Origin of the sequence: Halobacillus ihumii, from assembly GCF_902726645.1 — a bacterium.
Taxonomy (GTDB): Bacteria; Bacillota; Bacilli; order Bacillales; family Halobacillaceae; genus Halobacillus_A; species Halobacillus_A ihumii.
In genome coordinates, this window is sequence record NZ_CACVAO010000001.1 from 2,268,229 (window position 1) to 2,293,021 (window position 24,793).

Genomic DNA, 24,793 nt, shown 5'->3' on the forward strand with positions numbered 1-24,793 from the left:
GTTGTTGATACACCCGGCCCCTTTGCCATGGCGGGTAACATCAAGGAATTTTCGCGGAGAATGTCTATTTTAAAAAATGGGCGAAGAAGGAGGGAAAATAATGGCAAAAGAAAAAATTCGTATTCGTTTAAAAGCGTATGATCACCGTGTGCTTGATCAATCCGCTGAGAAAATCGTAGATACTGCGAAGCGCTCCGGAGCAAATGTTTCAGGTCCAATCCCGCTTCCAACTGAGAAATCTATCTATACTGTACTTCGTGCGACTCACAAGTATAAAGATGCTCGTGAACAGTTCGAAATGCGTACACACAAACGTCTTATCGACATTGTTAATCCGACACCACAGACAGTAGATTCGCTAATGCGTCTTGATCTGCCTTCAGGTGTGGATATTGAAATTAAATTATAAATTATAAAAGGTAACAATAGGAGGTGGAACGGATGACGAAAGGAATCTTAGGACGCAAGGTCGGCATGACTCAAATCTTTTCTGAAGACGGAGAGTTGATTCCAGTAACAGTTGTACAGGCTGAGCCAAACGTTGTTCTTCAGAAGAAGACAGTTGAAAATGATGGCTATGAAGCGTTGCAGCTTGGTTTTGCTGATCAAAAGTCAAACCGTTTGAAGAAAGCTGACCAAGGTCACGCTGAAAAAGCAAACACATCACCTAAGCGCTACATTCGTGAATTCCGTAATTCTAACCTTGATGACTATGAACTAGGTCAAGAGGTTAAAGTAGATATTTTCGAAAATGGTGACGTAATCGATGTAACAGGAACTTCTAAAGGGAAAGGTTTCCAAGGCGCAATCAAGCGTCATAACCAATCTCGCGGCCCAATGAGCCACGGTTCCCGTTTTCACCGTCGTTCTGGATCCATGGGGCAAGGTGCTGACCCATCTAAAGTCTTCAAAGGTAAAGGCCTTGCAGGACAAATGGGTGGAGAAACAGTTACCCTGCAAAACCTTGAAGTAGTGAAAGTGGACGCTGAGCGTAATCTGCTACTCATTAAAGGGAATGTTCCTGGACCAAAAAAATCATACGTTAAAGTAACAAGTGCAGTAAAGGCTAGCAAATAATTAAAGGAAGGGAGGATATGTCATGCCTAAAGTAGCACTATTAAGCCAAAGCGGCTCCCAAGTTGGAGATATCGAACTGAGTGATGCTGTTTTTGGAATTGAACCTAATACTCATGTTTTACATGAAGCTGTTGTGTCACAACGCGCTTCTTTGCGTCAAGGGACACACAAAGTTAAAAACCGTTCTGAAGTTAGTGGCGGCGGTCGTAAACCATGGCGCCAAAAAGGTACCGGACGTGCGCGTCAAGGGTCAACTCGTTCACCACAGTGGGTAGGCGGCGGAACTGTATTTGGACCGACCCCACGTAGCTACAGCTACAAAATGCCTAAGAAAATGCGTCGTTTAGCATTGAAATCTGCTTATTCTTCTAAAGTACAAGAAAACAACATTGTTGTGCTTGAGGACCTTTCTTTTGATGCGCCTAAAACGAAGGAAGTAGTCAACATGCTTAAAGCGTTAGACGTTAATGAAAAAGCGTTGATTGTCACAGCTGATCGCAATGAGAATGCTGTTCTATCATCTAATAATCTTCCTGCAGTGAAGACATTAACATTTGATGAAGTAAGTGTGTTAGATTTACTAACGCATGACAAACTTATCCTAACGAAGGAAGCAGCTGAAAAAGCAGGGGAGGTGCTCTCATAATGAAAGAACCACGCGATATCGTAAAACGCCCTGTCATTACTGAACATTCTGCTGACCTTATGGGAGAAAAGAAATACACGTTTGAAGTGAGCACGAAAGCAAACAAAACGGAAATCAAGACAGCTGTTGAAGAGATTTTCGGAGTTAAAGTTGCACGCGTGAACACAGCAAACCTTAAAGGGAAGTTCAAGCGTATGGGTCGTTACGGTGGATACCGTTCTGATCGTAAGAAAGCAGTTGTTACACTAACTGAAGACAGTGAAGAACTCGAATTCTTTGAAGTATAAACATTAAATCCACTAAGTGAAGGAGGGAAATAAGATGGCGATTAAAAAGTTTCGACCAATTACTAACGGTCGTCGACACATGTCAGTATCAGATTTCTCCGAAATTACTACTGACAAACCTGAACGCTCCCTATTGACACCATTGCACAAGCGTGGTGGCCGTAATAACCAGGGTAGGCTGACAGTTCGTCATCAAGGCGGAGGTCACAAGCGTCATTACCGTATTATCGACTTTAAGCGTGATAAAGATGGAATACCTGGACGCGTTGCTACGATCGAATACGATCCAAACCGCTCCGCAAACATTGCATTAATTAACTACGTTGATGGAGAAAAGCGCTACATTTTAGCTCCTAAAGGACTGAAAGTTGGCCACGAAATCATTTCAGGTGAAGGTGCAGACATCAAAACAGGTAACTCACTTCGTCTAAAAGATATTCCAGTAGGTACAATTGTACACAACGTGGAACTTAAACCAGGACGCGGAGGACAGCTTGTACGTTCAGCTGGTGCTTCAGCACAAATTCTTGGTCGTGAAGAAAAATATACACTTGTACGTTTAGCTTCCCGTGAAGTTCGTCTGGTACTAAGTACATGCCGTGCGACGATCGGTCAAGTTGGTAACCTTGAACATGAATTAATCAGCGTTGGTAAAGCTGGACGTTCTCGTTGGCAAGGTAAGCGCCCAACTGTACGTGGTTCTGTTATGAACCCTAGTGATCACCCTCACGGTGGTGGTGAAGGACGCGCGCCTATCGGTAGACCATCTCCAGTGTCTCCATGGGGTCAGCCAACTCTTGGTTACAAGACACGTAAGCGTAACAAACCATCAGATAAATATATCGTTCGTAGAAGAGGTAAAAAATAACGGGGTTGGACGACGGGCGATAACACCCGTCTCTCAATCACGAAGGGAGGTTTATGCATGGGCCGCAGCCTAAAAAAGGGACCTTTTGTAGATGATCATTTAATGAAAAAAGTTGAGAAGTTGAACGAAGACAGCAAACACCAGGTGGTGAAGACGTGGTCACGTCGTTCTACAATCTTCCCAAACTTTGTTGGACACACAATTGCCGTTTATGACGGACGCAAACACGTACCAGTTTACGTGACAGAAGACATGGTTGGTCATAAGCTTGGTGAATTCGCGCCTTCCCGTACGTTTAAGGGACACTCAGGCGACGATAAGAAAACAAAACGCTAATGGAGAGAGGAGGCTACTCTAATGCAAGCTAAAGCAGTTGCTAAAACCGTTCGTATTGCTCCTCGTAAGGCTCGTTTAGTTATCGATTTGATTCGAGGAAAAAACGTAGGTGAAGCGATCGCAACATTACGCCTGAAACAGCGTGGTGCATCTCCAGTTGTGGAGAAGGTACTTAAATCTGCGATTGCAAATGCTGAACACAATTATGAAATGGACGTGGACAATTTATACGTTTCCGAAGCGTTTGTAAATGAAGGTGTAACTCTTAAACGTTTCCGCCCTCGTGCGATGGGACGTGCAAGCCAAATCAACAAACGTACCAGCCATATTACAGTGGTTGTATCAGAAAAGAAGGAGGGATAATCAGTGGGTCAAAAAGTTAATCCGGTAGGTCTTCGTATTGGCGTTATCCGTGACTGGGAGTCTAAGTGGTACGCTGGTAAAGACTATGCTGACTTGTTGCATGAAGATATAAAAGTTCGTGAATATATTGAACAACGTCTCAAAGATGCTGCCGTATCTACAGTTGAAATCGAACGCGCAGCAAACCGTGTAAACATTACCATTCACACTGGTAAGCCAGGTATGGTTATCGGTAAAGGCGGTTCTGAAGTTGAAGCACTTCGTAAATCGCTAAATAACCTAACTGGTAAACGTGTTCACATCAACATTGTTGAGGTGAAGAAACCTGACCTAAACGCTACGCTTGTAGCTGACAATATTGCACGTCAACTGGAAAACCGTGTATCTTTCCGTCGTGCTCAAAAACAAACAATCCAACGCGCTATGCGTGGAGGAGCTAAAGGTATTCGTACACAAGTATCTGGACGCCTAGGCGGTGCGGATATCGCTCGTGCAGAATATTACAGTGAAGGAACAGTACCACTTCACACACTTCGTGCAGATATCGATTATGGAACTGCTGAAGCTGACACCACATACGGTAAACTTGGTGTTAAAGTGTGGATCTATCGTGGAGAAATCCTTCCAACTAAAAACAACAATTAAGGAAGGGGGAAAAGCATTATGTTAATGCCTAAACGTGTTAAATATCGTCGTCAACACCGTGCTAGCTTAAGAGGTCGTGCTAAAGGCGGCACTTCAGTAGATTTCGGTGAATATGGTTTGCAAGCAATCGATCCAGCATGGATCACAGCCCGTCAAATCGAGGCAGCGCGTATCGCAATGACTCGTTACATGAAGCGTGGCGGTAAAGTATGGATTAAAATTTTCCCGGATAAGCCTTATACTGCTAAACCCCTAGAAGTACGAATGGGTTCCGGTAAAGGTGCACCAGAAGGCTTCGTAGCTGTAGTTAAGCCAGGGAAAATCTTGTTTGAAATTGCGGGTGTATCAGAAGAAGTTGCGCGCGAAGCGCTGCGTCTTGCTTCACACAAACTGCCGATCCGCACTAAATTTGTAAAACGTGAAGAAATTGGTGGTGAAATCAATGAAGGCTAATGAAATCCGTGAATTAACCACTGCCGAAATTGAACAAAAAGTTAAGTCTTTAAAAGAAGAACTTTTTAACCTGCGTTTTCAGCTGGCAACAGGTCAACTTGAGAACACCGCGCGTATTCGCGAGGTTCGCAAGTCCATCGCACGTATGAAAACTGTTGCTCGTGAACGTGAGTTAGGCGTAAATAATTAATAAATGAGAGGAGGTCACCCTCACATGAGTGAACGTAACAATCGTAAAGTTTACACTGGACGTGTAGTATCAGACAAAATGGATAAAACCATTACTGTTCTAGTTGAGACATATAAGTTCCACAAACTTTATGGCAAACGCGTAAAGTATTCAAAAAAATTCAAGACTCATGACGAAAACAATCAAGCTAAAAATGGTGACATTGTGCGCATTATGGAAACACGCCCGCTATCAGCAACAAAGCGTTTCCGTCTTGTAGAAGTCGTAGAAGAGTCTGTTATTATTTAATATAGTTCGCTCGGAATGATTCCGAAGGGAGGTTACAGTGTATGATTCAACAGGAGACTCGTTTGAAAGTAGCCGACAACTCTGGTGCTCGTGAAATCCAGACGATTAAAGTATTGGGTGGATCAGGGCGTAAGACTGCTAACATCGGTGATATTATTACCGCTACTGTGAAACAAGCAACACCAGGGGGCGTTGTCAAAAAAGGTGAAATTGTAAAGGCCGTTATTGTACGTTCAAAGAGCGGAATGCGTCGTAAAGATGGTTCTTACATTCGTTTCGATGAAAACGCAGCAGTAATCGTGCGTGATGACAAAGGACCACGCGGAACACGTATCTTTGGCCCGGTAGCTCGTGAACTTCGTGACGCTAAATTCATGAAGATCGTATCATTAGCTCCAGAAGTATTATAAAAACTCTCTATTGAAATGCCTTGTTAAGGAGGTGCGCGAAGCATGCACGTGAAAAAAGGTGACAAAGTTATGGTTATTTCCGGTAAGGATAAAGGGAAACAAGGTTCAATCCTTGAAGCATACCCGAAGAAAGACCGTGTTCTTGTAGAAGGTGTGAATGAAGTTAAGAAACATGCTAAACCTTCCCAAGATAACCCACAGGGCGGGATTCTTACTCAGGAAGCGCCAATTCACGTTTCCAACGTAATGCCGATTGATCCAAAATCCGGCGAACCAACTCGTGTTGGTTATAAAGTTGAGAACGGAAAAAAAGTTCGTATCGCGAAAAAATCTGGTGAAGCTTTAGATAAATAATCCAGTGACGAAAGGAGGGCCACTTGATGAACCAATTCAAGAAAAAATATCAAGAAGAAATTGTGCCATCTATGATGAGCAAGTTTAATTACGACTCTATTATGCAAGCACCTAAAATCGAGAAGATTGTCATTAATATGGGTGTTGGAGATGCAGTGCAGAATGCGAAAGCACTTGATTCAGCTGTGGAGGAATTATCATTAATCTCTGGTCAAAAGCCAATGATTACAAAAGCTAAGAAATCTATTGCAGGTTTCCGCTTGCGTGAAGGCATGCCAATTGGTGCGAAAGTAACTCTTCGCGGAGAGCGCATGTATGAATTTTTCCAAAAGCTAGTATCTGTATCTTTACCACGTGTGAGAGACTTCCGCGGAATCTCAAAGAAAGCCTTTGACGGACGTGGAAACTACACACTTGGGGTTAAAGAGCAGCTGATTTTCCCAGAAATTAATTATGACAAAGTAGATAAAGTGCGTGGCATGGATATCGTAATCGTCACAACGGCTGACACTGACGAAGAATCACGTGAACTATTAGCTCAATTCGGTATGCCGTTCCAGAAATAATGAGCTAACTTTAAGGAGGGAAAATTGTGGCTAAAAAATCAATGGTCGCGAAACAGCAGCGCAAACAAAAGTACCAAGTACGTGAATATACTCGCTGCGAACGTTGCGGACGTCCTCATTCCGTACTTCGTAAATTTAAGCTTTGCCGTATTTGTTTCCGTGAACTTGCATACAAAGGACAAATCCCTGGTGTCAAAAAAGCCAGCTGGTAAACCCGATATAGGGAAGGAGGTATATGAGTTATGACTATGACAGATCCAATTGCAGATATGCTTACGCGTATTCGCAACGCGAATATGGTTCGTCACGAGAAGCTTGAACTACCAGCTTCTAAAGTGAAAAAAGAAATTGCTGATATCCTAAAACGTGAAGGTTTTGTACGTGATTATGAATTTGTAGAGGATAGCAAACAAGGTGTCCTGCGCTTATTCCTTAAGTACGGCCAAAATGATGAACGTGTTATCACTGGTGTGAAGCGTATCAGTAAACCAGGACTACGTGTTTATGCTAAAGCCGAAGAACTTCCAAAAGTTCTAAACGGACTTGGTGTTGCCGTTGTTTCTACTTCAAAAGGTGTATTAACCGACAAAGAAGCTCGTGAACAAGCCATTGGCGGCGAAGTTCTAGCATATGTTTGGTAATCGAATTAGATAAGACAGGAGGTGCAAATGAATGTCTCGCGTAGGATTAAAATCATTAGAAATCCCTGAAGGTGTAGAAATCATTCAGGATAATAATACAATCACAGTTAAAGGGCCAAAAGGTGAATTAACTCGTACATTCCACGAAGATATTACGGTGAAGATTGAAGATAACGTTCTTACAGTAGCTCGCCCTAGCGATCATAAAGAACATCGTGCTCTTCACGGTACCACCCGCAGCCTGATCGGAAACATGGTTGAGGGAGTATCTAAAGGATATGAGAAAAGCCTTGAAATTATCGGTGTAGGTTACCGTGCGCAAAAACAGGGAGAAACTGTTGTCGTTAATGCTGGTTACTCTCACCCTGTAGAAATTGAGAAGCGTGAAGGAATTGAAATCGATGTACCATCCAACACGAAGCTGACTATTAAAGGAATTGACAAAGAACTTGTCGGCGCTGTTGCTGCAAAGATTCGTGCTATTCGTCCTCCAGAACCTTATAAAGGTAAAGGAATTCGTTATGAAAACGAACGTGTTCGCAGAAAAGAAGGTAAAACAGCTAAATAAGGTGCTAAGGTAAGGAATAGAAAGGAGTGACCCAGATGATCACGAAGGCTGATAAAAATGCCGTACGTAAGAAGCGTCATGCCCGTGTTCGTACAACTGTTGCTGGTACAGCAGAGCGTCCGCGCTTGAACGTTTACCGTTCTAACAAACACATCTATGCACAATTAATCGATGATACGAACCAAGTTACAATAGCAAGTGCTTCTACTGTTGAAAAAGACTTCGGTCTTGATAACACTGGAAACATTGAAGCAGCTGAAAAAGTCGGTGAATTAGTAGCTAAACGTGCCAAAGACAACGGTTATAAAGTCGTTGTGTTCGACCGTGGCGGTTACTTGTATCATGGACGTGTAAAAGCTCTAGCAGACGCGGCTCGCGAAGCCGGCCTGGAATTTTAATCGTTAAAGGAGGGACATAAATGCTAACAAACATTGACCCTAGTAAACTAGATCTAGAAGAACGCGTAGTAACGATCAACCGTGTTGCAAAAGTAGTTAAAGGTGGCCGTCGCTTCCGTTTTGCTGCATTGGTCGTTGTAGGAGACAAAAATGGTCATGTCGGGTTTGGTACTGGTAAAGCGCAAGAGGTACCGGATGCGATTAAGAAAGCTATTGATGATGCGAAGAAGAATCTTATTTCAGTACCAATAAAAGATACGACGATTCCACACGAAATCACAGGACAATTTGGTGCAGGCAGCATTCTTATGAAGCCAGCAGCAGAAGGTACCGGAGTTATCGCAGGTGGTCCTGTACGTGCGGTTCTTGAGCTTGCAGGTGTTCAAGACATCCTTTCTAAGTCACTTGGTTCAAACACACCAATTAACATGGTGCGTGCGACTCTAAGCGGACTTGGCGAGCTTAAACGCGCAGAAGACGTTGCTCGACTTCGTGGGAAGTCCGTAGAAGAACTGTAGGATAAGGAGGGAAATAAAATGGCTAAAAAGTTAGAAATTACCCTCACGCGCAGTGTTATTGGCAGATCTGAAGATCAACGCGCAACTGTTAAAGCGCTCGGTCTAAACAAAATCCGTCAATCTGTCGTAATTGAAGATAACCCAGCGATCCGAGGTATGGCAAATAAGGTATCTCACCTTGTATCGATTAAAGAAGTATAAGCTAAGAATCAATAATTAAGGAGGTGCTCGCATGAAACTGCATGAACTGAAACCAGCAGATGGATCTCGTAAAGAACGTAACCGTGTTGGACGTGGAATGGCTTCCGGTAATGGTAAAACATCCGGCCGTGGTCATAAAGGTCAAGGACAACGCTCTGGCAGCAAGACACGTCCAGGCTTTGAAGGTGGCCAAATGCCTTTGTTCCAACGCTTGCCTAAACGTGGATTTACGAACATTCACCGTAAGGATTTTGCGATTATTAATCTTGATGCTCTTAATCGCTTTGAAGAGGGCACTGAGGTTACTCCTGAACTTCTACTTGAAACTGGCGTGGTCAGCAAGCAAAAAGCTGGCATCAAAGTTCTAGGTAAAGGTTCTGTTGAGAAAAAACTTACAGTGAAAGCTCATAAGTTCTCTGCTTCAGCGAAAGAAGCTATCGAAGCAGCGGGCGGTCAAACTGAGGTGATTTAATGTTCCGGACAATCTCCAATTTTATGCGCGTGGGTGATATTCGGCGGAAAATTATCTTCACTTTATTGATGCTCATTGTTTTTCGCCTGGGTACATTCATACCTGTACCATTTACAAATCAGGATGCCATTAACATCATGGATGAACAAAATGCATTCGGATTCTTGAATACATTTGGAGGCGGTGCACTGCAGAACTTCTCTATATTTGCTATGGGGATTATGCCGTACATCACAGCCTCCATCATTATGCAGCTATTGCAAATGGATGTAGTGCCTAAGTTTGCGGAATGGAAAAGTCAAGGTGATGTAGGTCGTCGAAAATTAGCTCAGTTTACCCGCTATGGAACAATCGCTCTAGCTTTTGTTCAAGCAATTGGAATGTCGATCGGTTTTAACACACTTGCTGCTGGTCAATTAATTGATAATCCCAGTGTGTTAACATACGCTGTCATTGCTCTTGTATTAACAGGTGGAACAGCTTTCCTTATGTGGCTAGGGGAACAGATTACTTCTCATGGTGTCGGGAACGGAATATCAATTCTAATTTTTGCCGGGATTGTTTCAGCGATTCCGACCGGTGTTAATCAACTATATGATCAGTACATCTCTGGTGCTGGAGATCAGTTGTTTATGAACCTTGTAATCATTGCGATCATTACCCTGGTTATCGTTGCTGTAGTAGTTGGAGTCATCTTCATCCAACAAGCACTTCGTAAGATTCCAATCCAATACGCAAAAAAATTGGTGAACCGTTCGCCGGTTGGTGGGCATTCTACCCACTTGCCGATTAAAGTAAATGCTGCAGGGGTTATTCCAGTAATTTTCGCTATTTCATTCATTATTGCTCCAAGAACCGTTGCCGGATTCTTTGAAGGGAATGAAGTGGCATCTGTTATTCAATATATATTTGATTATCAGAACTGGCCTGGAATGATTATCTATGTTGCGTTAATTATTGCCTTCACTTATTTCTATACATTTGTTCAGGTGAATCCAGAGCAAATGGCAGATAATTTGAAGAAGCAAGGTGGGTATATCCCTGGTATTCGCCCTGGTGCAAATACTGAGACTTACCTGACAAGGGTCATGTACCGCTTAACCTTCGTAGGTTCTATCTTCCTAGCAGCTGTCTCACTTCTTCCGATTATATTAGGTGCTGCGGCAGAACTGCCGCCAACTGTCCAAATTGGAGGGACTGGTCTGCTCATCGTTGTAGGGGTTGCTCTTGAAATGATGAAGCAGCTTGAAAGCCAGCTTGTGAAACGCCATTATCAAGGCTTTATTAAGTAGGTAAGCAAGATAATGAAATGAGACGGAGGGAACACGTTGAATTTAATTCTGATGGGTCTTCCTGGTGCCGGTAAAGGTACACAGGCGGAGAAGATAGTCGAAAAATATAACATCCCTCATATCTCAACTGGAGATATGTTCCGTTTAGCTATCAAAGAAGGAACGAAACTAGGCCAAGAGGCTAAATCATATATGGACAATGGCGAATTAGTCCCAGATGAAGTAACCATTGGGATCGTTCGCGAGCGTCTAAGTAAGTCAGATTGTCAAAGTGGCTTTTTGCTGGATGGTTTTCCTAGAACTATTGCTCAAGCAGAAGCGTTGGAGAATTTGCTGAAAGATATGGATGAATCCATTGATTACGTTCTTCATATTGAAGTTCCTAAAGACCAACTCATCGAACGTCTGACTGGGCGAAGAGTTTGTCCGACATGTGGAGCAACTTACCATGTTGTATTTAACCCGCCTAAAGTGGAAGGGAAATGCGACCATGATGGTGCAGAGTTAATTCAACGTGAAGACGACCAGCCTGAAACCGTGAAAAAACGTTTAGAAGTAAATGTGGAGCAATCACAACCTCTTTTAGACTTCTACCAGGATAAGGGATATTTAGTAAGTTTCGATGGCGATAGGGATATCGACCTTGTTTTTCAAGACATTGACAAAAAGCTCGGAGGCCTTGTGAAATGATAAATTGCAAAACACCACGGGAGATTGAAATCATGCGTGAAGCGGGCAGAATTGTTGCCTTAACGCACCAAGAGATGAAGAAAAGTATCCGGCCCGGTATAACAACTGGGGAATTAGATCAAATTGCTGATCAATTTATACGCAGTATGGATGCATTCCCTTCTTTTAAAGGTTATAATGGATTCCGTGGTAGTATTTGCGCATCGGTCAATGAAGAGCTCGTCCATGGAATACCGGGAGACCGTGTTTTAAACGAGGGCGATATCATTAGTATCGATATTGGTGCAAAGTACAAAGGCTACCATGGTGATTCGGCTTGGAGTTATCCTGTCGGCACCGTGGATAAAAAAACAGAGGATTTGCTGAAAGTAACTGAGACATCGTTGCTCAAAGGACTTGATGAAGCGAAGCCTGGTGAACGCCTTTCTAATATATCCCATGCCATTCAAAGCTATGTCGAAGCTGAAGGTTTTTCGATTGTACGCGAATATGTGGGCCATGGTGTTGGGCAAGATCTTCATGAGGACCCTCAAATTCCTCATTACGGTCCGCCTAATAAAGGTCCGCGCTTGAAACCAGGAATGGTTCTGGCTGTAGAGCCAATGGTTAATGCCGGGTCTCGATATGTAAAGACTCTGTCGGACCGTTGGACGGTAGTGACACAAGATGGTAAAATGTGTGCGCATTTCGAACACACCATTGCGATTACGGAAGAAGGTTACGAAGTATTAACTAAATCCTAAGTGAAGGTGATTGTGTTTGAATGAATCTGAGTCGAGTCCACGAATAGGTCAAGTTGTTCGCATTGTGCAAGGACGAGAGGCAGGACAGTATGCGGTTATAATAGATATACTGGATGGCCGTTTTTTGCTGCTTGCCGATGGAGAGAAACGTAAGTACGATCGACCAAAGAAAAAGAATCTGCAACACGTGGAGCTTATGGATTTCATCTCTCCAGAAGTCCAAAACAGCCTTCTGGAAACTGGTCGCGTCACAAATGGCAAGCTTCGATTTGCCGTATCTAAATATGTCAATGAAGAAGTGACTGATTTGAAGAAGGGAGATCAACTCGATGGCGAAAGACGATGTAATTGAAGTGGAAGGAACTGTCGTTGAAACTTTACCAAATGCACAATTTAAGGTAGAGCTTGAGAACGAACATACCGTTTTAGCTCATGTTTCTGGTAAAATTCGTATGCACTTCATTCGAATCCTGCCAGGAGACAAAGTAACGGTGGAACTTTCCCCATATGATCTGACAAAAGGACGTATTACGTACCGTTATAAATAATAGTATGAAGCTCCGTTATAAAAGGAGGTATGGATGATGAAGGTAAGGCCTTCTGTAAAACCAATTTGCGAAAAGTGCAAAGTAATCCGTCGTAAGGGTAAAGTAATGGTAATTTGTGAAAACCCTAAACACAAACAAAAACAAGGTTAATTAAAGAAGGAGGTGCACGTATCCAATGGCACGTATAGCAGGTGTAGATATTCCTCGCGATAAGCGAGTAGTCATATCTTTAACTTACATTTATGGTATTGGTAAACCATTAGCTAGTGAAGTTCTAGCTGAAGCAGGCGTTTCTGAAGATACTCGTGTCCGTGATCTTACAGAAGACGAACTAGGTAAGATTCGTTCAGCAGTTGATAATCACAATGTTGAGGGTGATCTTCGTCGTGAAAACTCTCTTAACATCAAACGTCTAATTGAAATTGGTTCTTACCGTGGAATCCGTCACCGTCGCGGACTTCCAGCTCGTGGACAAAAAACAAAAAATAACTCTCGCACACGTAAAGGACCACGTCGTACCGTGGCGAATAAGCGTAAATAATTCATAAAGAAGGAGGTTAAACCACATGGCACGTAAAGGAAATACTCGTAGTCGTAAGCGTCGCGTGAAAAAGAATATTGAGAGTGGTGTGGCACACATTCGCTCTACTTTTAACAATACGATCGTATCGATCACCGACGTGCAAGGTAACGTAATCGCTTGGAGCAGTGCTGGTGTACTAGGCTTCAAAGGGTCTCGTAAATCTACTCCATTTGCCGCTCAAATGGCTTCAGAAGCTGCAGCTAAAGATGCAATGGATAATGGCATGAAGACGATTGAAGTGACTGTTAAAGGGCCAGGAGCTGGTCGTGAAGCAGCGATTCGTTCACTACAAGCCGTTGGACTAGAGATCACAGCGATTCGTGACGTGACTCCAGTACCGCATAACGGTTGCCGCCCGCCAAAACGTCGTCGCGTATAATAATTCTGAATAGAATTTGTCACCCTGTCTATAATGGGTTATGATAGCTTTTAATCAGCACCGCATTAGACAGTAAATAAGTAGTTGTCTTGTATGGGACTGCCTACCTGAGGAATTTCGGTTAGACCAATTGTCTAACCGGGGTTTCGACGTTTTGAAGGAGGGTTTTGTTTAAATGATCGAAATTGAAAAGCCAAAAATTGAACCGGTTGAGATCAGCGAAGACTCCACATTTGGTAAATTCGTCGTCGAACCGCTCGAACGTGGATATGGTACAACACTAGGTAACTCCTTGCGTCGTATCCTGCTATCCTCACTTCCTGGCGCTGCTGTAACATCAGTTCAAATTGAAGGGGTACTTCATGAATTCTCAACAATCGAAGGTGTTGTTGAAGATGTTACAACAGTTATTTTGAATCTAAAGAAACTAGCTTTGAAGATTTATTCTGATGAAGAGAAGACTTTAGAGATTGATGTGCAGAACGAAGGGAAGGTTACCGCTGCAGATATCACGCATGACAGCGACGTAGAAGTCTTAAATCCAGACCTTCATATCGCGACGTTAGACAGCCAAACGTCTTTGCGTGTTCGTATTACTGCTGAACGCGGACGAGGATATCGTCCAGCTGAGGCGAACAATCATGAAGATCTACCGATTGGCGTAATTCCAGTTGACTCAATCTTTACACCCGTTTCTCGTGTCACGTATCAAGTGGAGAACACTCGTATTGGTCAGACTTCAAACTTTGATAAATTAACGTTAGATGTGTGGACTGATGGAAGCATTCGCCCAGAAGAGGCGATCTCTCTTGGAGCCAAGATCTATATGGAACACCTTAATATCTTTGTAGGCCTTACTGATGAAGCTCAAAAAGCTGAAATTATGGTTGAAAAAGAAGAGGACCAAAAAGAAAAAGTTCTAGAGATGACGATTGAAGAACTCGATCTCTCCGTACGTTCATACAATTGCTTGAAGCGTGCAGGTATTAACACTGTTCAAGAGCTTGCTAACAAGTCTGAAGATGACATGATGAAGGTTCGTAACCTTGGTCGTAAATCTCTTGAAGAAGTGAAGCACAAGCTGGATGAGCTCGGACTTGGTTTGAGAAAAGAAGATTAATTGATCGATCACATCTAAGAGATTCTGATAAGGGAGGGATAATCCATGGCTAGAAAGTTAGGACGTACTACCGATCAACGTATGGCGCTTCTTCGTAATTTAGCGACAGACTTGATCGTTCATGAACGTATAGAAACAACAGAAGCAAAAGCAAAAGAGCTTCGTTCTGTTGTAGAAAAAATGATTACACTAGGTAAAAGAGGAGATCTTCATGCCCGTCGTCAGGCTGAATCATTCCTTTACCGTGCAGATGCGAATGAAGAAGGAGACCAAACAGCCCTGCAAAAGCTGTTCTCTGATATCGCTCCACGCTATGAGGAACGCCAAGGTGGATACACTCGCGTGCTTAAGTTAGGCGAGCGTAAAGGTGACGGTGCTAAGATGGCAATCATTGAACTAGTTTAATGTGAACCATTTGTATGGACACAAAAGGGCAGGGTGGAATCTCTTGTATGAGGTTAACTCCAGCCCTTTTTTTTATTTTGAGATTCATTCTCGAGATTCATCGACAAGTTTTTGCAAATGGGGAGAGTTTGTCGATACGAAGCAGGAAATGTTGAAATCTATTTCCCGGGAAATAGATTTGTCGAGCAGAGGGGGAAACCTTGTGAGTGTGAGTCAGATTGAGTTTAGAAATGTATCCTTTCGTTACCAGGAGGATATGCCTTGGGTGTTAAAAAACGTAAGCTTTTCCATCTCGGAGAATGAGTGGGTGGCGATTATTGGCCATAATGGATCAGGGAAATCAACGATTGCTAAATTGATGAATGGTCTGCTTTTCCCTCAGGAGGGTGAAATTGTGGTTGATGGCCAGAAGGTTGAGGCTGAAACAGTCTGGAGTGTGAGGGAAAATGTAGGAATGGTTTTTCAAAATCCAGACAACCAGTTTGTTGGAACTACTGTACGCGATGATGTTGCCTTTGGGATGGAGAACCATGGTATGCCAAGGCCGCTCATGTTAGAGCGTATCGAGGAAAGCCTTTCTGCAGTAGGGATGAGCGATTACGAGCGTCAAGAGCCGCACCGTTTGTCGGGCGGGCAGAAACAACGGGTAGCAATTGCCAGTGTTTTAGCTGTATCGCCTAAATATATGATTTTAGATGAGGCCACAGCTATGCTGGATCCTCAGGGCAGGAAGGAAATATTATCAACTATGCTCGATGTACAGGAGCAAAGAAATCTCTCTTTAATCACCATTACTCATGACTTGCATGAAGTAGTTCAAGCCGAACGGGTTCTTGTTATGAACGAAGGAGAAGTTTGGCTAGAGGGGACCCCTCGCGACATTTTTGCAAGAAAAGAACAATTAACCAAAATTGGCTTAGATACTCCCTTTGTCACGAAATTGGCAGATGAACTGAAATCTGCTGGTGTTGACCTTAGCCGTGAGCCACTTAATCACCAGGAGTTGCTGGAGGAACTATGGACATTTCATTCGAAGAAGTAAGCTATGTTTATCAGCCGAATAGTCCATTTGAGTATAGAGCATTACACAATCTCTCCTTCAACATACCATCTGGGGCTTTCGTGGCTGTGATTGGGCATACTGGTTCCGGCAAATCCACCTTACTGCAACATCTAAATGGACTTGTTCAGCCAACAGAAGGAGAAGTCACTGTTGGAGAATTTCGCCTTAAAGCTGGAGAGAAAAACAAACAATTAAGAGCATTGCGTGAAAAGGTTGGTGTTGTCTTTCAATATCCTGAGCACCAGCTGTTTGAAGAAAATGTGGAAAAGGATATTGCCTTTGGCCCCATGAACTTTGGTGTACCACAAGAAGAAATTAAACAACGTACAGATGAAGCGATCACATCTGTTCATTTACCTAAAGAGATCCTGGATCGTTCCCCTTTTGACTTAAGCGGAGGACAGATGCGCCGTGTCGCAATAGCGGGAGTGCTAGCCATGAATCCAGAGGTACTCGTTCTTGATGAACCGACAGCCGGACTCGATCCTAGCGGGCAGAGAGAAATTATGAACATGTTTGCCCGTATTCATAAACAGAAAAATCTGACCACAGTGCTTGTTACACACAGCATGGAAGATGCTTTAAAATATGCAGATCACGTGATTATATTGAATCAAGGGGAAGTCTTCATGCAGGGGGCGCCTGCTGATATTTTTCAAAAAAAACAGGAACTGAGTGAAGTTCAGTTGGACGTTCCAGAGATTATCCATTTTTTAAATCAATTCGAAGAAAAATTCAATATGAAAATTCCCTATCATAGACAGTCAGTGGCAGAGTTAGCAAAGGAGTTGGCTCAGATGGTGAAGGGAGGCCGCGATCATGAGTAGTTCAATGATTATTGGTCAATATATTCCGGGGAACTCGGTTGTTCATCGATTGGATCCCCGTTCGAAAATCGCCATAATCTTCTTTTTTGTAGTGATCGTATTTTTTGCTAATTCTGTTCTGAGTTACGGTTTACTTACCCTATTTGCTATCGGAAGTGCTGTAGCGACTCGTATTCCGATTCGTTATATCGTTAAAGGGTTGAAGCCGGTGTGGTTTCTCATTGCGTTCACCTTCCTGCTTCATTTGATTGTGACGAAGGAAGGTGAGGTGCTTACGACAATTCTGGGATGGGATCTTTATAAAGGAGCCCTCATCCAGGGAGCGGCTATCTCATTGCGTTTCTTTCTGTTAATCATGGTTACGTCACTGCTTACATTGACCACAACTCCGATTGAGATTACCGATGCGATTGAACAGCTGCTTGGTCCCTTGAAAAAAGTTCGCTTTCCAGTTCATGAACTAGCGCTTATGATGTCAATTTCACTGCGATTTATCCCGACCCTCATGCAGGAAACGGAAAAAATCTCAAAAGCTCAAGCTTCACGAGGAGTAGACTTTCGCACAGGGTCGTTTAAAGACCGTATAAAGGCTGTTGTCCCACTTTTAGTCCCTTTGTTCGTCAGCGCCTTTAAACGCGCTGAGGAGCTTGCTATGGCCATGGAAGCAAGGGGCTATAAAGGTGGAGAAGGCCGGACGAAGCTGAGAGAGCTTCAAATTGGGCGCACGGACTATTATATTTATATTCTATTTGCTTTGGTAGTGGTGGGATTATTTTTAACAAGGAACTAGGGTGGAGGAGATCGGAATGCAGCGGTTGAAATGCAGGGTGGAATACGATGGGACAGCCTATGCCGGTTATCAAGTTCAGCCAAATGGCGTGACAATCCAGGAAAAGATCGAGAAAGCATTGACGCAGATGCACAAAGGGTTGAAGGTGAAGGTTACTGCCTCAGGCCGAACGGATGCCGGTGTGCATGCAATCGGTCAAGTCCTCCATTTTGACACAAGCCTAAACATTCCTGCTTCCAATTGGAAAAGAGCATTAAGTTCAATGCTTCCGAGCGATATTCGTATTGCAGAAGTAGAGCAAGTTTCCGAAGACTTCCACGCCCGTTATGATGCAAAAGGAAAAGAGTACCGTTATTATGTGTGGAATTCTCATGAAGCCAATTTATTTCGCCGGCTTTATATGTATCATATTAGAAAGCCGCTGGATATAGAATCGATGAGAACAGCGTGCAGATTAGTAGAAGGAGAACATGATTTTACTTCTTTCTGTTCTCCCCGAACTGATTTAAAGGGAAGCAAAGTACGCACCATTGAAAGAGTGACGATAGAACAGCATGAGGCAGAGCTTGTGTTTATTTTTAAAGGGAACGGCTTTTTATATAACATGGTGCGAATTTTAGTAGGAACGATTCTTGAAGTAGGAATGGGTGATCGCACGCCTGATGAGCTTACAACAATGCTTGCGGCTAGAGACCGGAAATCAGCTGGGAAGACTGCACCGCCTCATGGCTTGTTTTTATGGGATGTAGACTATTAATCCCGGTTTAAGTGGTGGTTTCACTCAATTTGACTGCCAAGTTAATCGTTTATGTTTTTACGAGATTCAAAGGGTCATCTATTTTTTTCTAAAAAAACAACGATTCCTGGTGTGCGAAGACTTGACATTGGGACATAGAGTGTTATATTATATTCTATGGCATTTTATTTCTAGACCACGGTTAGCCCCGGAAACTAATCGTATTTGAGATAAATAAAAATAAAGCTATGTGAAACTAACAATTCAGGAGGGAAACCGATATGCGCACAACTTTCATGGCAAATGAAAACAACGTGGAACGCAAATGGTTTGTTGTGGATGCTGCAGGGCAGACACTTGGCCGTTTGGCAAGCGAAGTTGCTGCGATCCTTCGCGGTAAAAATAAACCAACGTATACACCACACGTTGACACTGGTGATCATGTGATCATCATCAATGCAGGAGAAATCGAACTAACTGGTAACAAAATCAATGATAAGATTTACTACCGTCATTCAAACCACCCAAGTGGATTGAAATCTCGTACAGCTAACGAAATGCGTACAAAATATCCTGAGCAAATGCTTGAGCTTGCTGTTAAAGGTATGCTGCCTAAAGGAAGCCTGGGACGCAAAATGGGTAAAAAACTTCATGTCTACGCTGGATCTGAGCACAAGCATGAAGCACAACAACCAGAAGTTTATGAACTTCGTGGATAATTAAAGGAGGTAATCGATAGTGGCACAGGTACAATACTCCGGTACTGGACGTCGTAAAAAGTCGACAGCTCGTGTTCGTCTTGTTCCAGGAACTGGTCGTGTAGTAGTAAACAAACGTGATGCTGAAGACTTTTTCCCATATGAAACACTTCGTATGATTCTGAAACAGCCTCTTGCTGTTACAGAGACTGAAGGTAACTATGATGTTTATGTAAATGTTGATGGTGGAGGTTTCACTGGTCAAGCTGGTGCAATCCGTCACGGAATCGCTCGTGCGCTGCTTCAAGCAGATCCAGAATACCGTACACCACTTAAACGTGCGGGACTTCTAACTCGTGATGCACGTATGAAAGAGCGTAAGAAATACGGTCTTAAAGGTGCACGTCGTGCTCCACAGTTCTCTAAGCGTTAATATTGTTTTTCTAAAAGCCCCTTATCCGATATCGGATAAGGGGCTTTTTTGTTATACAAACTTGGTTTTTCCTTCCCTTTTCCCTTCAAATACGTTTTGAGATCCTCTGATGACAGTTCATGGATATTCTTCAGTCAATGATTACATTTGGATCCGTTATTTTAAAGTATTTCATAGATAATAGATAACTCATATCTCCACTTCAATCAGCTGCTTTATTTTAATACAATTTCCTAATTTTATGCTTGTAGCGCCAAAGGTGATTCATATTTTAAAGGTTTTTGTATCAGGAGAGATCGTCCAGCTATATACTTCTTGACACAATATAATTACTAATATATACTTACTTACATAAAGTAACTAAGTTATAGAAAAGGATGTAATGCAAATGATAGCAAGAGGAGAAATAGGCGCCATTATTCTAAGATTATTTTTAGGCTTAACATTTTTTATTCATGGGCTGTCTAAATTTCAAGGAGGAATTGGCAATACCGCTGGCTTCTTTGAAAGCTTAGGAATCCCTGGATTTGCAGCCTATGTGGTAGCGGCCATCGAGTTAATCGGAGGTTTGGCGGTGATCGTTGGTATCGGAACAAAAGTTATTTCTATTTTATTTGCACTTATCATGGCTGGAGCTATTGTGCAGGCGAAGTTTGCGGCAGGCTTTCTAGGGGGATACGAACTGGACTTAGCTTTACTAGTGATTTCCGTATTTATTGCATTGTCAAACCGAAACATTTGGGCATTAGATAATGTGATTTTCCCCCAAAAACAAGGTTAGATTTTATATTCAAACAGGAGGTAAGAAACGTGGAAAAACAATTTTTTCAAGCGCCCAATACATTTGTCGGACATGTCGAATTAAAAGTCCAAAACCTAGAATCATCTATAAAATTTTATAAGGAGGTACTCGGATTTCAAATTCTAGAACAATCTGAAAGAAAAGCAGCATTGACAGCTGATGGTAAAAGGCCGCTACTGACAATTGAACAACCTGAGCCAGCGGGGCCAAAGGAAGCTAATAGATTCGGACTGTATCATTTTGCGATATTACTGCCTAATCGGTTAGAATTGGCGAAAATATTAAAGCACTTTGCTGAGCAGAACCAAAAGCTAGGAGCATCAGATCATCTCGTGAGTGAAGCTCTTTACTTGAATGACCCTGACGGAAATGGGATTGAAATTTATACGGACCGTAAATCCTCCACATGGAACTGGCAAAACAATGAAGTGGTTATGACGGTAGATCCGTTAGACGCTGAAGATATCCTTGCCGAGCTTGATGGTGAGAGCTGGGAAGGAATGCCGGAAGAAACAGTTATGGGTCATATTCATTTACATGTATCGGAATTACAGAAAACAGAAGAATTTTATAATAAAGGGCTTGGCTTTAATGTAGTATGTCGATTTGGCAAACAGGCGCTGTTTATGTCTACGGGGGACTACCATCATCATATAGGCTTAAACACATGGGCTGGAGTTGGGGCTCCGGCATCATCGGAGCAAAGCGCTGGCTTGAAAGTATTTTCTCTTGTATTTCCAGGTGAAGAGGCTAGACAGGAAGTAATTGAACAAGTACAGAGCCTGGGGTATGAAGTTCTAAAGAAAGACGGCTCGTTTTTTACGAAAGATCCTTCTGGAAATTCGATTAAGCTGACAGTTTAGAAGTGAATAATTATACAAAAACTTCCACCTTAGGTCATCCAGAATCTGGATGACCTGAGGTGGAAGTATATACCATAAGAAAAGGACAACCAGCTCAGTCTGGTTGTCCTTTTCTTTATTTATAAAGGAGGTATTCTTCTCTTACTTTCTTAAACTCTTTTAAGTCTGCCTGCCATCTTTCTTGCATTTCCTCAACGGACTGACCATTTTCGATGGCTTCACGAACCCAGCCGTTTCCGATCAGGTTGTCGAAAAAGGAAACGCCTGCACTGTTCTCAGCTCGAAATTCAAAGTCTTCCGGATAGAGGTCGTGGATCGTTTTCACGATGTGTAACCCTGCAATAACGGGTTGAAAAGCATCTTTATCCGTTACATGGATCTCAATGCCGTGGCTCAACGTGCCGCTATGCTTGGAAAACTGTGGCGTGAAAGAAGCAGCACGGAACGTAACACCAGAGAGATCCTTTTCGTTTAAGGCAGCTGCTAGCTCTGTACTGTTAATAAACGGTGCCCCGATCAACTCAAATGGCTTGGTCGTGCCGCGCCCTTCAGAGACATTTGTTCCTTCAATCAAGGCAGCACCAGGATAAACGAGTGCTGTATCCAATGTTGGCATGTTTGGCGATGGAGCAATGAATTGTAATGGTGTTTCATCATAATACATGCTTCGTTTCCACTTATTCATTTCGACGACTGTCAAATCTGCTCCAATACCAAATTCCTCATTAAATAATTTAGCAAGCTCACCCACCGTCATGCCGTGACGGAGAGGGATCGGATAGTTGCCGATAAACGATTTGTATTCTGGATTTAAAACTGGTCCTGCCACAACTTCGCCGCTCAGCGGGTTCGGACGATCCAGGACGATAAATGGAATGTCATTTTCCTGTGCAGCTTCCATAGCGTAAGCCATCGTGTAAATGTACGTGTAAAATCTTGTGCCTACATCTTGAATATCAAATAGAAGAACGTCAATGTTCTCTAACATCTCTGGGGTAGGCTTTCTAGTTTTCCCATACAAACTATACACGGGTAATCCTGTATTTTCATCAATATAATACTCCACATACTCTCCAGCCTGTGCGCTGCCGCGGACTCCGTGCTCAGGGCCGTATAGTGCTGTGAGGTTCACATCTGGGTCGTTATGCAGAAGGTCGACGATACTGTTTAACTCTTGATCGACGCCGGTAGGGTTGGTGATCAACCCTACGCGCTTACCTTCGATTAATTCTTTTTCTTCTTCAAGTAAAACTTCAACACCTAGCTTGAAGTTACGATATTTTCCTTTTTGCTTTCCATTGTTATCCCCTTTATCTGCAAAAGCGACGGTGAAGGTAGTGAGAACTAACAGGAACACAAGCAACATGATGACAGGCTTCCTTTTCATTTCATCCACTCCCCATTTGATTTTGACCAAGGGTGGAAAATCACTTACTCCTTGGTTTCTTCCCAGCTAATAAGATAGTCCGTGACCGTATTCGTAAAGAGGTGCGCCATTCTCCCCAGGAATGGTTACGGGCAGTAATCCAGTCGGGTTGTTTTCCCCAAACAGCGTAGCTGCCATTGCTTCAAAGCTGGCTTCTCTAAATCCGTATTGGGCCAGATACCCATCGACTTCAGGATATCCCATAATGTCGTAAGGGTTTCGAATTCCGACGCCAATAACGGGGGCATTCAGTTCATCGATAAGTTGATTCACCAACTGCATCTGTGCACTGCTTTCGGATCGGCCGCTGACGTTATAAGTGTAGGTGCCTGCTATGATCCTATCTGCGCTTTCTAATTGATTGAGCTGCTCTTCATTTAGAGGTCCTGAGGCGTCAATCAATTCAGTGTTCTCGTGGTGATCACGAACAGCTTGATACAGGCTGTTGATAAACGTGTTTCCAATAACAACTATTTTTTCACCAAGTGCCGGATTGAGCGGTAATGTACCATCATTTTTGACAAGAGTAATGGATTGTTCAGCTGCTTCCTGTTCAACTTGCTTGTGTGCTTCTGACCCCACAACTTGCTTGGCATTTGCTAAAACCTTTTCCATATTTGGAGCGGTTTCCGATTTAATTACACCGCGATTCAGTTTAAGGGTCAGGATCCTTTCTACAGACTCTTCGATCCGATCTACACTGATCTCTCCAGTCTCTACAGCTTCAAGCAAGCCAGTAACGACCTCTTCAAGGCCCACAGGCATAAGCGCAATGTCGGTACCTGCTTTGACAGCCCGAATCACAGCGTCTACAGGACCAAAGTGTTCCGTGATCGCATTCATATTTAAAGCATCGGTAATGATGACACCGTCATATCCCATGTCCTCCCGCATTAAACCAGTGAGGACCTTATGAGATAGCGTGGCAGGAAGCGAAATCTTCGTGCCATCTTTCTTGGAAATCACCTTGGTGTCATCGATTTTTGGAAAAGTAACATGGGCTGTCATAATGGCATCAATACCAGCATCCATCGCCTGTTGGAATGGATATAACTCAACCTCCATGAGCCGCTCTTTATCGTAAGGAACTTCAGGAAGACCTAGATGGGAGTCAACAGCTGTGTCACCGTGTCCTGGGAAGTGCTTGGCTGTTGCAGCAACACCTGTACTTTGAAGGCCTTCCGTGTAAGCCACACCAAGTTCAGCGACCAATTCAGGTGATTCCCCGAAAGAACGGACACCAATAACAGGGTTATCAGGGTTATTGTTGACGTCTAAGACGGGCGCTAAGTTCATATTAATTCCTAACGCACTCAATTCTTCACCGATGGCTTGTCCGACATCGTAGGAAAGCTCGCTGGATCTTGTTGCACCAAGTGCCATATTACCTGGCATGTCTGTCCCCGATTGTAAGCGAGTAACAATACCGCCTTCCTGGTCAATCGTCATGAGTAAGCCATACTTTTCAGCAGCAGCTTGATAATCAGCGACAAGCTTGGCTGTCTGTTCTGTCGTTACAACATTTTCACGAAAAAGAATGACACCGCCGAGATGATACTCCTTTACCATTTGTTCGATCTCGGGGAGCATTTCTGTTACATTTTCTCCTTCCCAAGTTCTAAAATCAGGCATGAGCATTTGTCCGATTTTTTCATTAATAGTCATGTTTTCAATGGCTTGCTCGATGATGTCATAGCGTTGGCCTTGCTGCTTAACGACTTTTCCTTCAAAAGAAGGCTTTTGTTTTCGTGGCTGCTTAGCTGGTTTATGGTCAATAGCAATTCGGTCTTTATAAGCGCCGTCTGTAACCGTAATGAATGTGCGGCCATTGTGACCAGAAAGGGTAACCTTACCGTCCTCAACAACGGCTACGTTTTTATTTGTAGTGGACCAAGTAAGGTTCTCTGTTACCTTTTCAAAGTGGCCATCTTCATAGACGTGCAAAGCCGTGAGACTTATTTTATTATCGGTAATTTTATTTTCAACCTGGGGGACATTTTCTAATAAAATTAGATCTTTTACGGATGATGAAGAATTTTCAGCAGCAGCGGTGTTCGGCATAAGCGGTACTAGTAAGGCGAGTATGAGCATGAGCATGGTAACGGGATTACGTC

The 24,793-nt window shown here is 43.1% G+C and carries 40 protein-coding genes and 1 pseudogene; 39 read left to right on the forward strand and 2 right to left on the reverse strand.

What is annotated here, in order from left to right; genetic code table 11:
* Positions 1-100: 100 nt before the first annotated feature.
* The 39 genes and pseudogenes from rpsJ (at position 101) to G6R08_RS11430 (ending at position 21,253) form a co-directional block, all read left to right on the forward strand.
* Positions 101-409: a 30S ribosomal protein S10 gene (rpsJ, locus tag G6R08_RS11240; RefSeq protein WP_079525128.1), complete on the forward strand. Its 309-nt coding sequence runs from the start codon at positions 101-103 to the stop codon at positions 407-409.
* Between the two features lie 32 nt (positions 410-441).
* Positions 442-1,077 carry a 50S ribosomal protein L3 gene (gene rplC / locus G6R08_RS11245; protein ID WP_079525129.1) on the forward strand — a complete coding sequence of 212 codons (636 nt, stop codon included), beginning with the start codon at positions 442-444 and terminating at the stop codon, positions 1,075-1,077.
* 22 nt (positions 1,078-1,099) lie between these two features.
* The gene (gene rplD / locus G6R08_RS11250) at positions 1,100-1,723 is read left to right on the forward strand and encodes a 50S ribosomal protein L4 (RefSeq protein ID WP_163528023.1); all 624 of its coding nucleotides are present in this window, start codon (positions 1,100-1,102) and stop codon (positions 1,721-1,723) included.
* Complete coding sequence (gene rplW / locus G6R08_RS11255; protein WP_079525133.1) at positions 1,723-2,010, forward strand: 50S ribosomal protein L23; 288 nt, start codon at positions 1,723-1,725, stop codon at positions 2,008-2,010. Before rplD ends, rplW begins: the two co-directional genes overlap by 1 nt.
* Before the next feature lie 34 nt (positions 2,011-2,044).
* Positions 2,045-2,878, forward strand: a complete 834-nt coding sequence (rplB, locus tag G6R08_RS11260) for a 50S ribosomal protein L2 (protein ID WP_079525135.1) — start codon at positions 2,045-2,047, stop codon at positions 2,876-2,878.
* Positions 2,879-2,935: 57 nt separating this feature from the next.
* On the forward strand, positions 2,936-3,214 hold the full coding sequence (gene rpsS, locus G6R08_RS11265) for a 30S ribosomal protein S19 (RefSeq protein ID WP_079525137.1): 279 nt from the start codon (positions 2,936-2,938) through the stop codon (positions 3,212-3,214).
* 21 nt (positions 3,215-3,235) lie between these two features.
* Positions 3,236-3,577 (forward strand): 50S ribosomal protein L22, encoded by a 342-nt coding sequence (gene rplV / locus G6R08_RS11270; protein ID WP_163528024.1) that lies wholly within the window; start codon positions 3,236-3,238, stop codon positions 3,575-3,577.
* A gap of 3 nt (positions 3,578-3,580) precedes the next feature.
* Positions 3,581-4,247, forward strand: a pseudogene (gene rpsC, locus G6R08_RS11275) (30S ribosomal protein S3).
* Positions 4,241-4,675, forward strand: a complete 435-nt coding sequence (rplP, locus tag G6R08_RS11280; protein WP_079525143.1) for a 50S ribosomal protein L16 — start codon at positions 4,241-4,243, stop codon at positions 4,673-4,675. The pseudogene rpsC and the gene rplP overlap by 7 nt, the downstream one beginning before the upstream one ends.
* A complete protein-coding gene (rpmC, locus tag G6R08_RS11285) occupies positions 4,665-4,865 on the forward strand; it encodes a 50S ribosomal protein L29 (RefSeq protein WP_008636054.1) in 201 nt (66 codons plus the stop codon). Before rplP ends, rpmC begins: the two co-directional genes overlap by 11 nt.
* Before the next feature lie 24 nt (positions 4,866-4,889).
* The gene (gene rpsQ, locus G6R08_RS11290; RefSeq protein ID WP_079525146.1) at positions 4,890-5,153 is read left to right on the forward strand and encodes a 30S ribosomal protein S17; all 264 of its coding nucleotides are present in this window, start codon (positions 4,890-4,892) and stop codon (positions 5,151-5,153) included.
* Between the two features lie 41 nt (positions 5,154-5,194).
* Positions 5,195-5,563, forward strand: a complete 369-nt coding sequence (gene rplN, locus G6R08_RS11295) for a 50S ribosomal protein L14 (protein ID WP_079525148.1) — start codon at positions 5,195-5,197, stop codon at positions 5,561-5,563.
* 42 nt (positions 5,564-5,605) lie between these two features.
* Complete coding sequence (rplX, locus tag G6R08_RS11300) at positions 5,606-5,917, forward strand: 50S ribosomal protein L24 (protein ID WP_079525150.1); 312 nt, start codon at positions 5,606-5,608, stop codon at positions 5,915-5,917.
* A gap of 26 nt (positions 5,918-5,943) precedes the next feature.
* Positions 5,944-6,483, forward strand: coding sequence for a 50S ribosomal protein L5 (rplE, locus tag G6R08_RS11305; RefSeq protein ID WP_079525151.1), 540 nt, complete (start codon positions 5,944-5,946; stop codon positions 6,481-6,483).
* Between the two features lie 26 nt (positions 6,484-6,509).
* Complete coding sequence (locus G6R08_RS11310; RefSeq protein WP_035511674.1) at positions 6,510-6,695, forward strand: type Z 30S ribosomal protein S14; 186 nt, start codon at positions 6,510-6,512, stop codon at positions 6,693-6,695.
* Between the two features lie 30 nt (positions 6,696-6,725).
* A complete protein-coding gene (rpsH, locus tag G6R08_RS11315; RefSeq protein WP_079525153.1) occupies positions 6,726-7,124 on the forward strand; it encodes a 30S ribosomal protein S8 in 399 nt (132 codons plus the stop codon).
* Positions 7,125-7,155: 31 nt separating this feature from the next.
* Entirely contained in the window at positions 7,156-7,692 is a 537-nt protein-coding gene (gene rplF / locus G6R08_RS11320) for a 50S ribosomal protein L6 (RefSeq protein ID WP_163528025.1), read from the forward strand.
* Positions 7,693-7,727: 35 nt separating this feature from the next.
* On the forward strand, positions 7,728-8,090 hold the full coding sequence (gene rplR, locus G6R08_RS11325; protein WP_163528026.1) for a 50S ribosomal protein L18: 363 nt from the start codon (positions 7,728-7,730) through the stop codon (positions 8,088-8,090).
* A 20-nt stretch (positions 8,091-8,110) separates the two neighbouring features.
* A complete protein-coding gene (rpsE, locus tag G6R08_RS11330) occupies positions 8,111-8,608 on the forward strand; it encodes a 30S ribosomal protein S5 (RefSeq protein WP_079525159.1) in 498 nt (165 codons plus the stop codon).
* An 18-nt stretch (positions 8,609-8,626) separates the two neighbouring features.
* A complete protein-coding gene (gene rpmD / locus G6R08_RS11335) occupies positions 8,627-8,809 on the forward strand; it encodes a 50S ribosomal protein L30 (RefSeq protein WP_163528027.1) in 183 nt (60 codons plus the stop codon).
* 31 nt (positions 8,810-8,840) lie between these two features.
* Positions 8,841-9,281: a 50S ribosomal protein L15 gene (rplO, locus tag G6R08_RS11340; protein WP_163528028.1), complete on the forward strand. Its 441-nt coding sequence runs from the start codon at positions 8,841-8,843 to the stop codon at positions 9,279-9,281.
* The gene (gene secY / locus G6R08_RS11345) at positions 9,281-10,573 is read left to right on the forward strand and encodes a preprotein translocase subunit SecY (RefSeq protein ID WP_163528029.1); all 1,293 of its coding nucleotides are present in this window, start codon (positions 9,281-9,283) and stop codon (positions 10,571-10,573) included. Before rplO ends, secY begins: the two co-directional genes overlap by 1 nt.
* Positions 10,574-10,609: 36 nt before the next feature.
* Entirely contained in the window at positions 10,610-11,263 is a 654-nt protein-coding gene (locus tag G6R08_RS11350) for an adenylate kinase (protein ID WP_163528030.1), read from the forward strand.
* Positions 11,260-12,006: a type I methionyl aminopeptidase gene (map, locus tag G6R08_RS11355; RefSeq protein WP_163528031.1), complete on the forward strand. Its 747-nt coding sequence runs from the start codon at positions 11,260-11,262 to the stop codon at positions 12,004-12,006. The genes G6R08_RS11350 and map overlap by 4 nt, the downstream gene beginning before the upstream one ends.
* A gap of 16 nt (positions 12,007-12,022) precedes the next feature.
* Positions 12,023-12,358: a KOW domain-containing RNA-binding protein gene (locus G6R08_RS11360; RefSeq protein ID WP_163528032.1), complete on the forward strand. Its 336-nt coding sequence runs from the start codon at positions 12,023-12,025 to the stop codon at positions 12,356-12,358.
* A complete protein-coding gene (gene infA, locus G6R08_RS11365) occupies positions 12,336-12,554 on the forward strand; it encodes a translation initiation factor IF-1 (RefSeq protein WP_079525173.1) in 219 nt (72 codons plus the stop codon). The genes G6R08_RS11360 and infA overlap by 23 nt, the downstream gene beginning before the upstream one ends.
* Before the next feature lie 36 nt (positions 12,555-12,590).
* Entirely contained in the window at positions 12,591-12,704 is a 114-nt protein-coding gene (gene rpmJ / locus G6R08_RS11370) for a 50S ribosomal protein L36 (protein WP_003156543.1), read from the forward strand.
* Between the two features lie 25 nt (positions 12,705-12,729).
* Positions 12,730-13,095 (forward strand): 30S ribosomal protein S13, encoded by a 366-nt coding sequence (gene rpsM / locus G6R08_RS11375; RefSeq protein ID WP_079525175.1) that lies wholly within the window; start codon positions 12,730-12,732, stop codon positions 13,093-13,095.
* Positions 13,096-13,120: 25 nt separating this feature from the next.
* Complete coding sequence (gene rpsK, locus G6R08_RS11380) at positions 13,121-13,516, forward strand: 30S ribosomal protein S11 (protein ID WP_079525176.1); 396 nt, start codon at positions 13,121-13,123, stop codon at positions 13,514-13,516.
* A 175-nt stretch (positions 13,517-13,691) separates the two neighbouring features.
* Entirely contained in the window at positions 13,692-14,636 is a 945-nt protein-coding gene (locus tag G6R08_RS11385) for a DNA-directed RNA polymerase subunit alpha (RefSeq protein ID WP_163528033.1), read from the forward strand.
* Positions 14,637-14,681: 45 nt separating this feature from the next.
* Positions 14,682-15,041, forward strand: coding sequence for a 50S ribosomal protein L17 (rplQ, locus tag G6R08_RS11390; protein WP_163528034.1), 360 nt, complete (start codon positions 14,682-14,684; stop codon positions 15,039-15,041).
* 202 nt (positions 15,042-15,243) lie between these two features.
* Positions 15,244-16,083: an energy-coupling factor ABC transporter ATP-binding protein gene (locus G6R08_RS11395; protein WP_163528035.1), complete on the forward strand. Its 840-nt coding sequence runs from the start codon at positions 15,244-15,246 to the stop codon at positions 16,081-16,083.
* Positions 16,059-16,931: an energy-coupling factor ABC transporter ATP-binding protein gene (locus G6R08_RS11400; RefSeq protein ID WP_163528036.1), complete on the forward strand. Its 873-nt coding sequence runs from the start codon at positions 16,059-16,061 to the stop codon at positions 16,929-16,931. Before G6R08_RS11395 ends, G6R08_RS11400 begins: the two co-directional genes overlap by 25 nt.
* Positions 16,924-17,721: an energy-coupling factor transporter transmembrane component T family protein gene (locus tag G6R08_RS11405; RefSeq protein WP_163528037.1), complete on the forward strand. Its 798-nt coding sequence runs from the start codon at positions 16,924-16,926 to the stop codon at positions 17,719-17,721. The genes G6R08_RS11400 and G6R08_RS11405 overlap by 8 nt, the downstream gene beginning before the upstream one ends.
* A 16-nt stretch (positions 17,722-17,737) precedes the next feature.
* Entirely contained in the window at positions 17,738-18,478 is a 741-nt protein-coding gene (truA, locus tag G6R08_RS11410; protein WP_163528038.1) for a tRNA pseudouridine(38-40) synthase TruA, read from the forward strand.
* 260 nt (positions 18,479-18,738) lie between these two features.
* Positions 18,739-19,176 (forward strand): 50S ribosomal protein L13, encoded by a 438-nt coding sequence (gene rplM / locus G6R08_RS11415; RefSeq protein ID WP_079525190.1) that lies wholly within the window; start codon positions 18,739-18,741, stop codon positions 19,174-19,176.
* A 19-nt stretch (positions 19,177-19,195) separates the two neighbouring features.
* On the forward strand, positions 19,196-19,588 hold the full coding sequence (gene rpsI, locus G6R08_RS11420) for a 30S ribosomal protein S9 (protein ID WP_163528039.1): 393 nt from the start codon (positions 19,196-19,198) through the stop codon (positions 19,586-19,588).
* A 388-nt stretch (positions 19,589-19,976) separates the two neighbouring features.
* Complete coding sequence (locus tag G6R08_RS11425) at positions 19,977-20,369, forward strand: DoxX family protein (RefSeq protein ID WP_163528040.1); 393 nt, start codon at positions 19,977-19,979, stop codon at positions 20,367-20,369.
* A 29-nt stretch (positions 20,370-20,398) separates the two neighbouring features.
* A complete protein-coding gene (locus G6R08_RS11430; RefSeq protein WP_163528041.1) occupies positions 20,399-21,253 on the forward strand; it encodes a VOC family protein in 855 nt (284 codons plus the stop codon).
* 115 nt (positions 21,254-21,368) lie between these two features.
* Here the strand turns inward: G6R08_RS11430 and G6R08_RS11435 are convergent, their stop codons facing one another.
* Together G6R08_RS11435 and G6R08_RS11440 are read right to left on the reverse strand one after the other, a co-directional pair.
* Positions 21,369-22,640, reverse strand: coding sequence for an exo-beta-N-acetylmuramidase NamZ family protein (locus G6R08_RS11435; protein WP_163528042.1), 1,272 nt, complete (start codon positions 22,638-22,640; stop codon positions 21,369-21,371).
* Between the two features lie 66 nt (positions 22,641-22,706).
* Positions 22,707-24,776 carry a glycoside hydrolase family 3 protein gene (locus G6R08_RS11440; RefSeq protein WP_163531285.1) on the reverse strand — a complete coding sequence of 690 codons (2,070 nt, stop codon included), beginning with the start codon at positions 24,774-24,776 and terminating at the stop codon, positions 22,707-22,709.
* Positions 24,777-24,793: the final 17 nt, after the last annotated feature.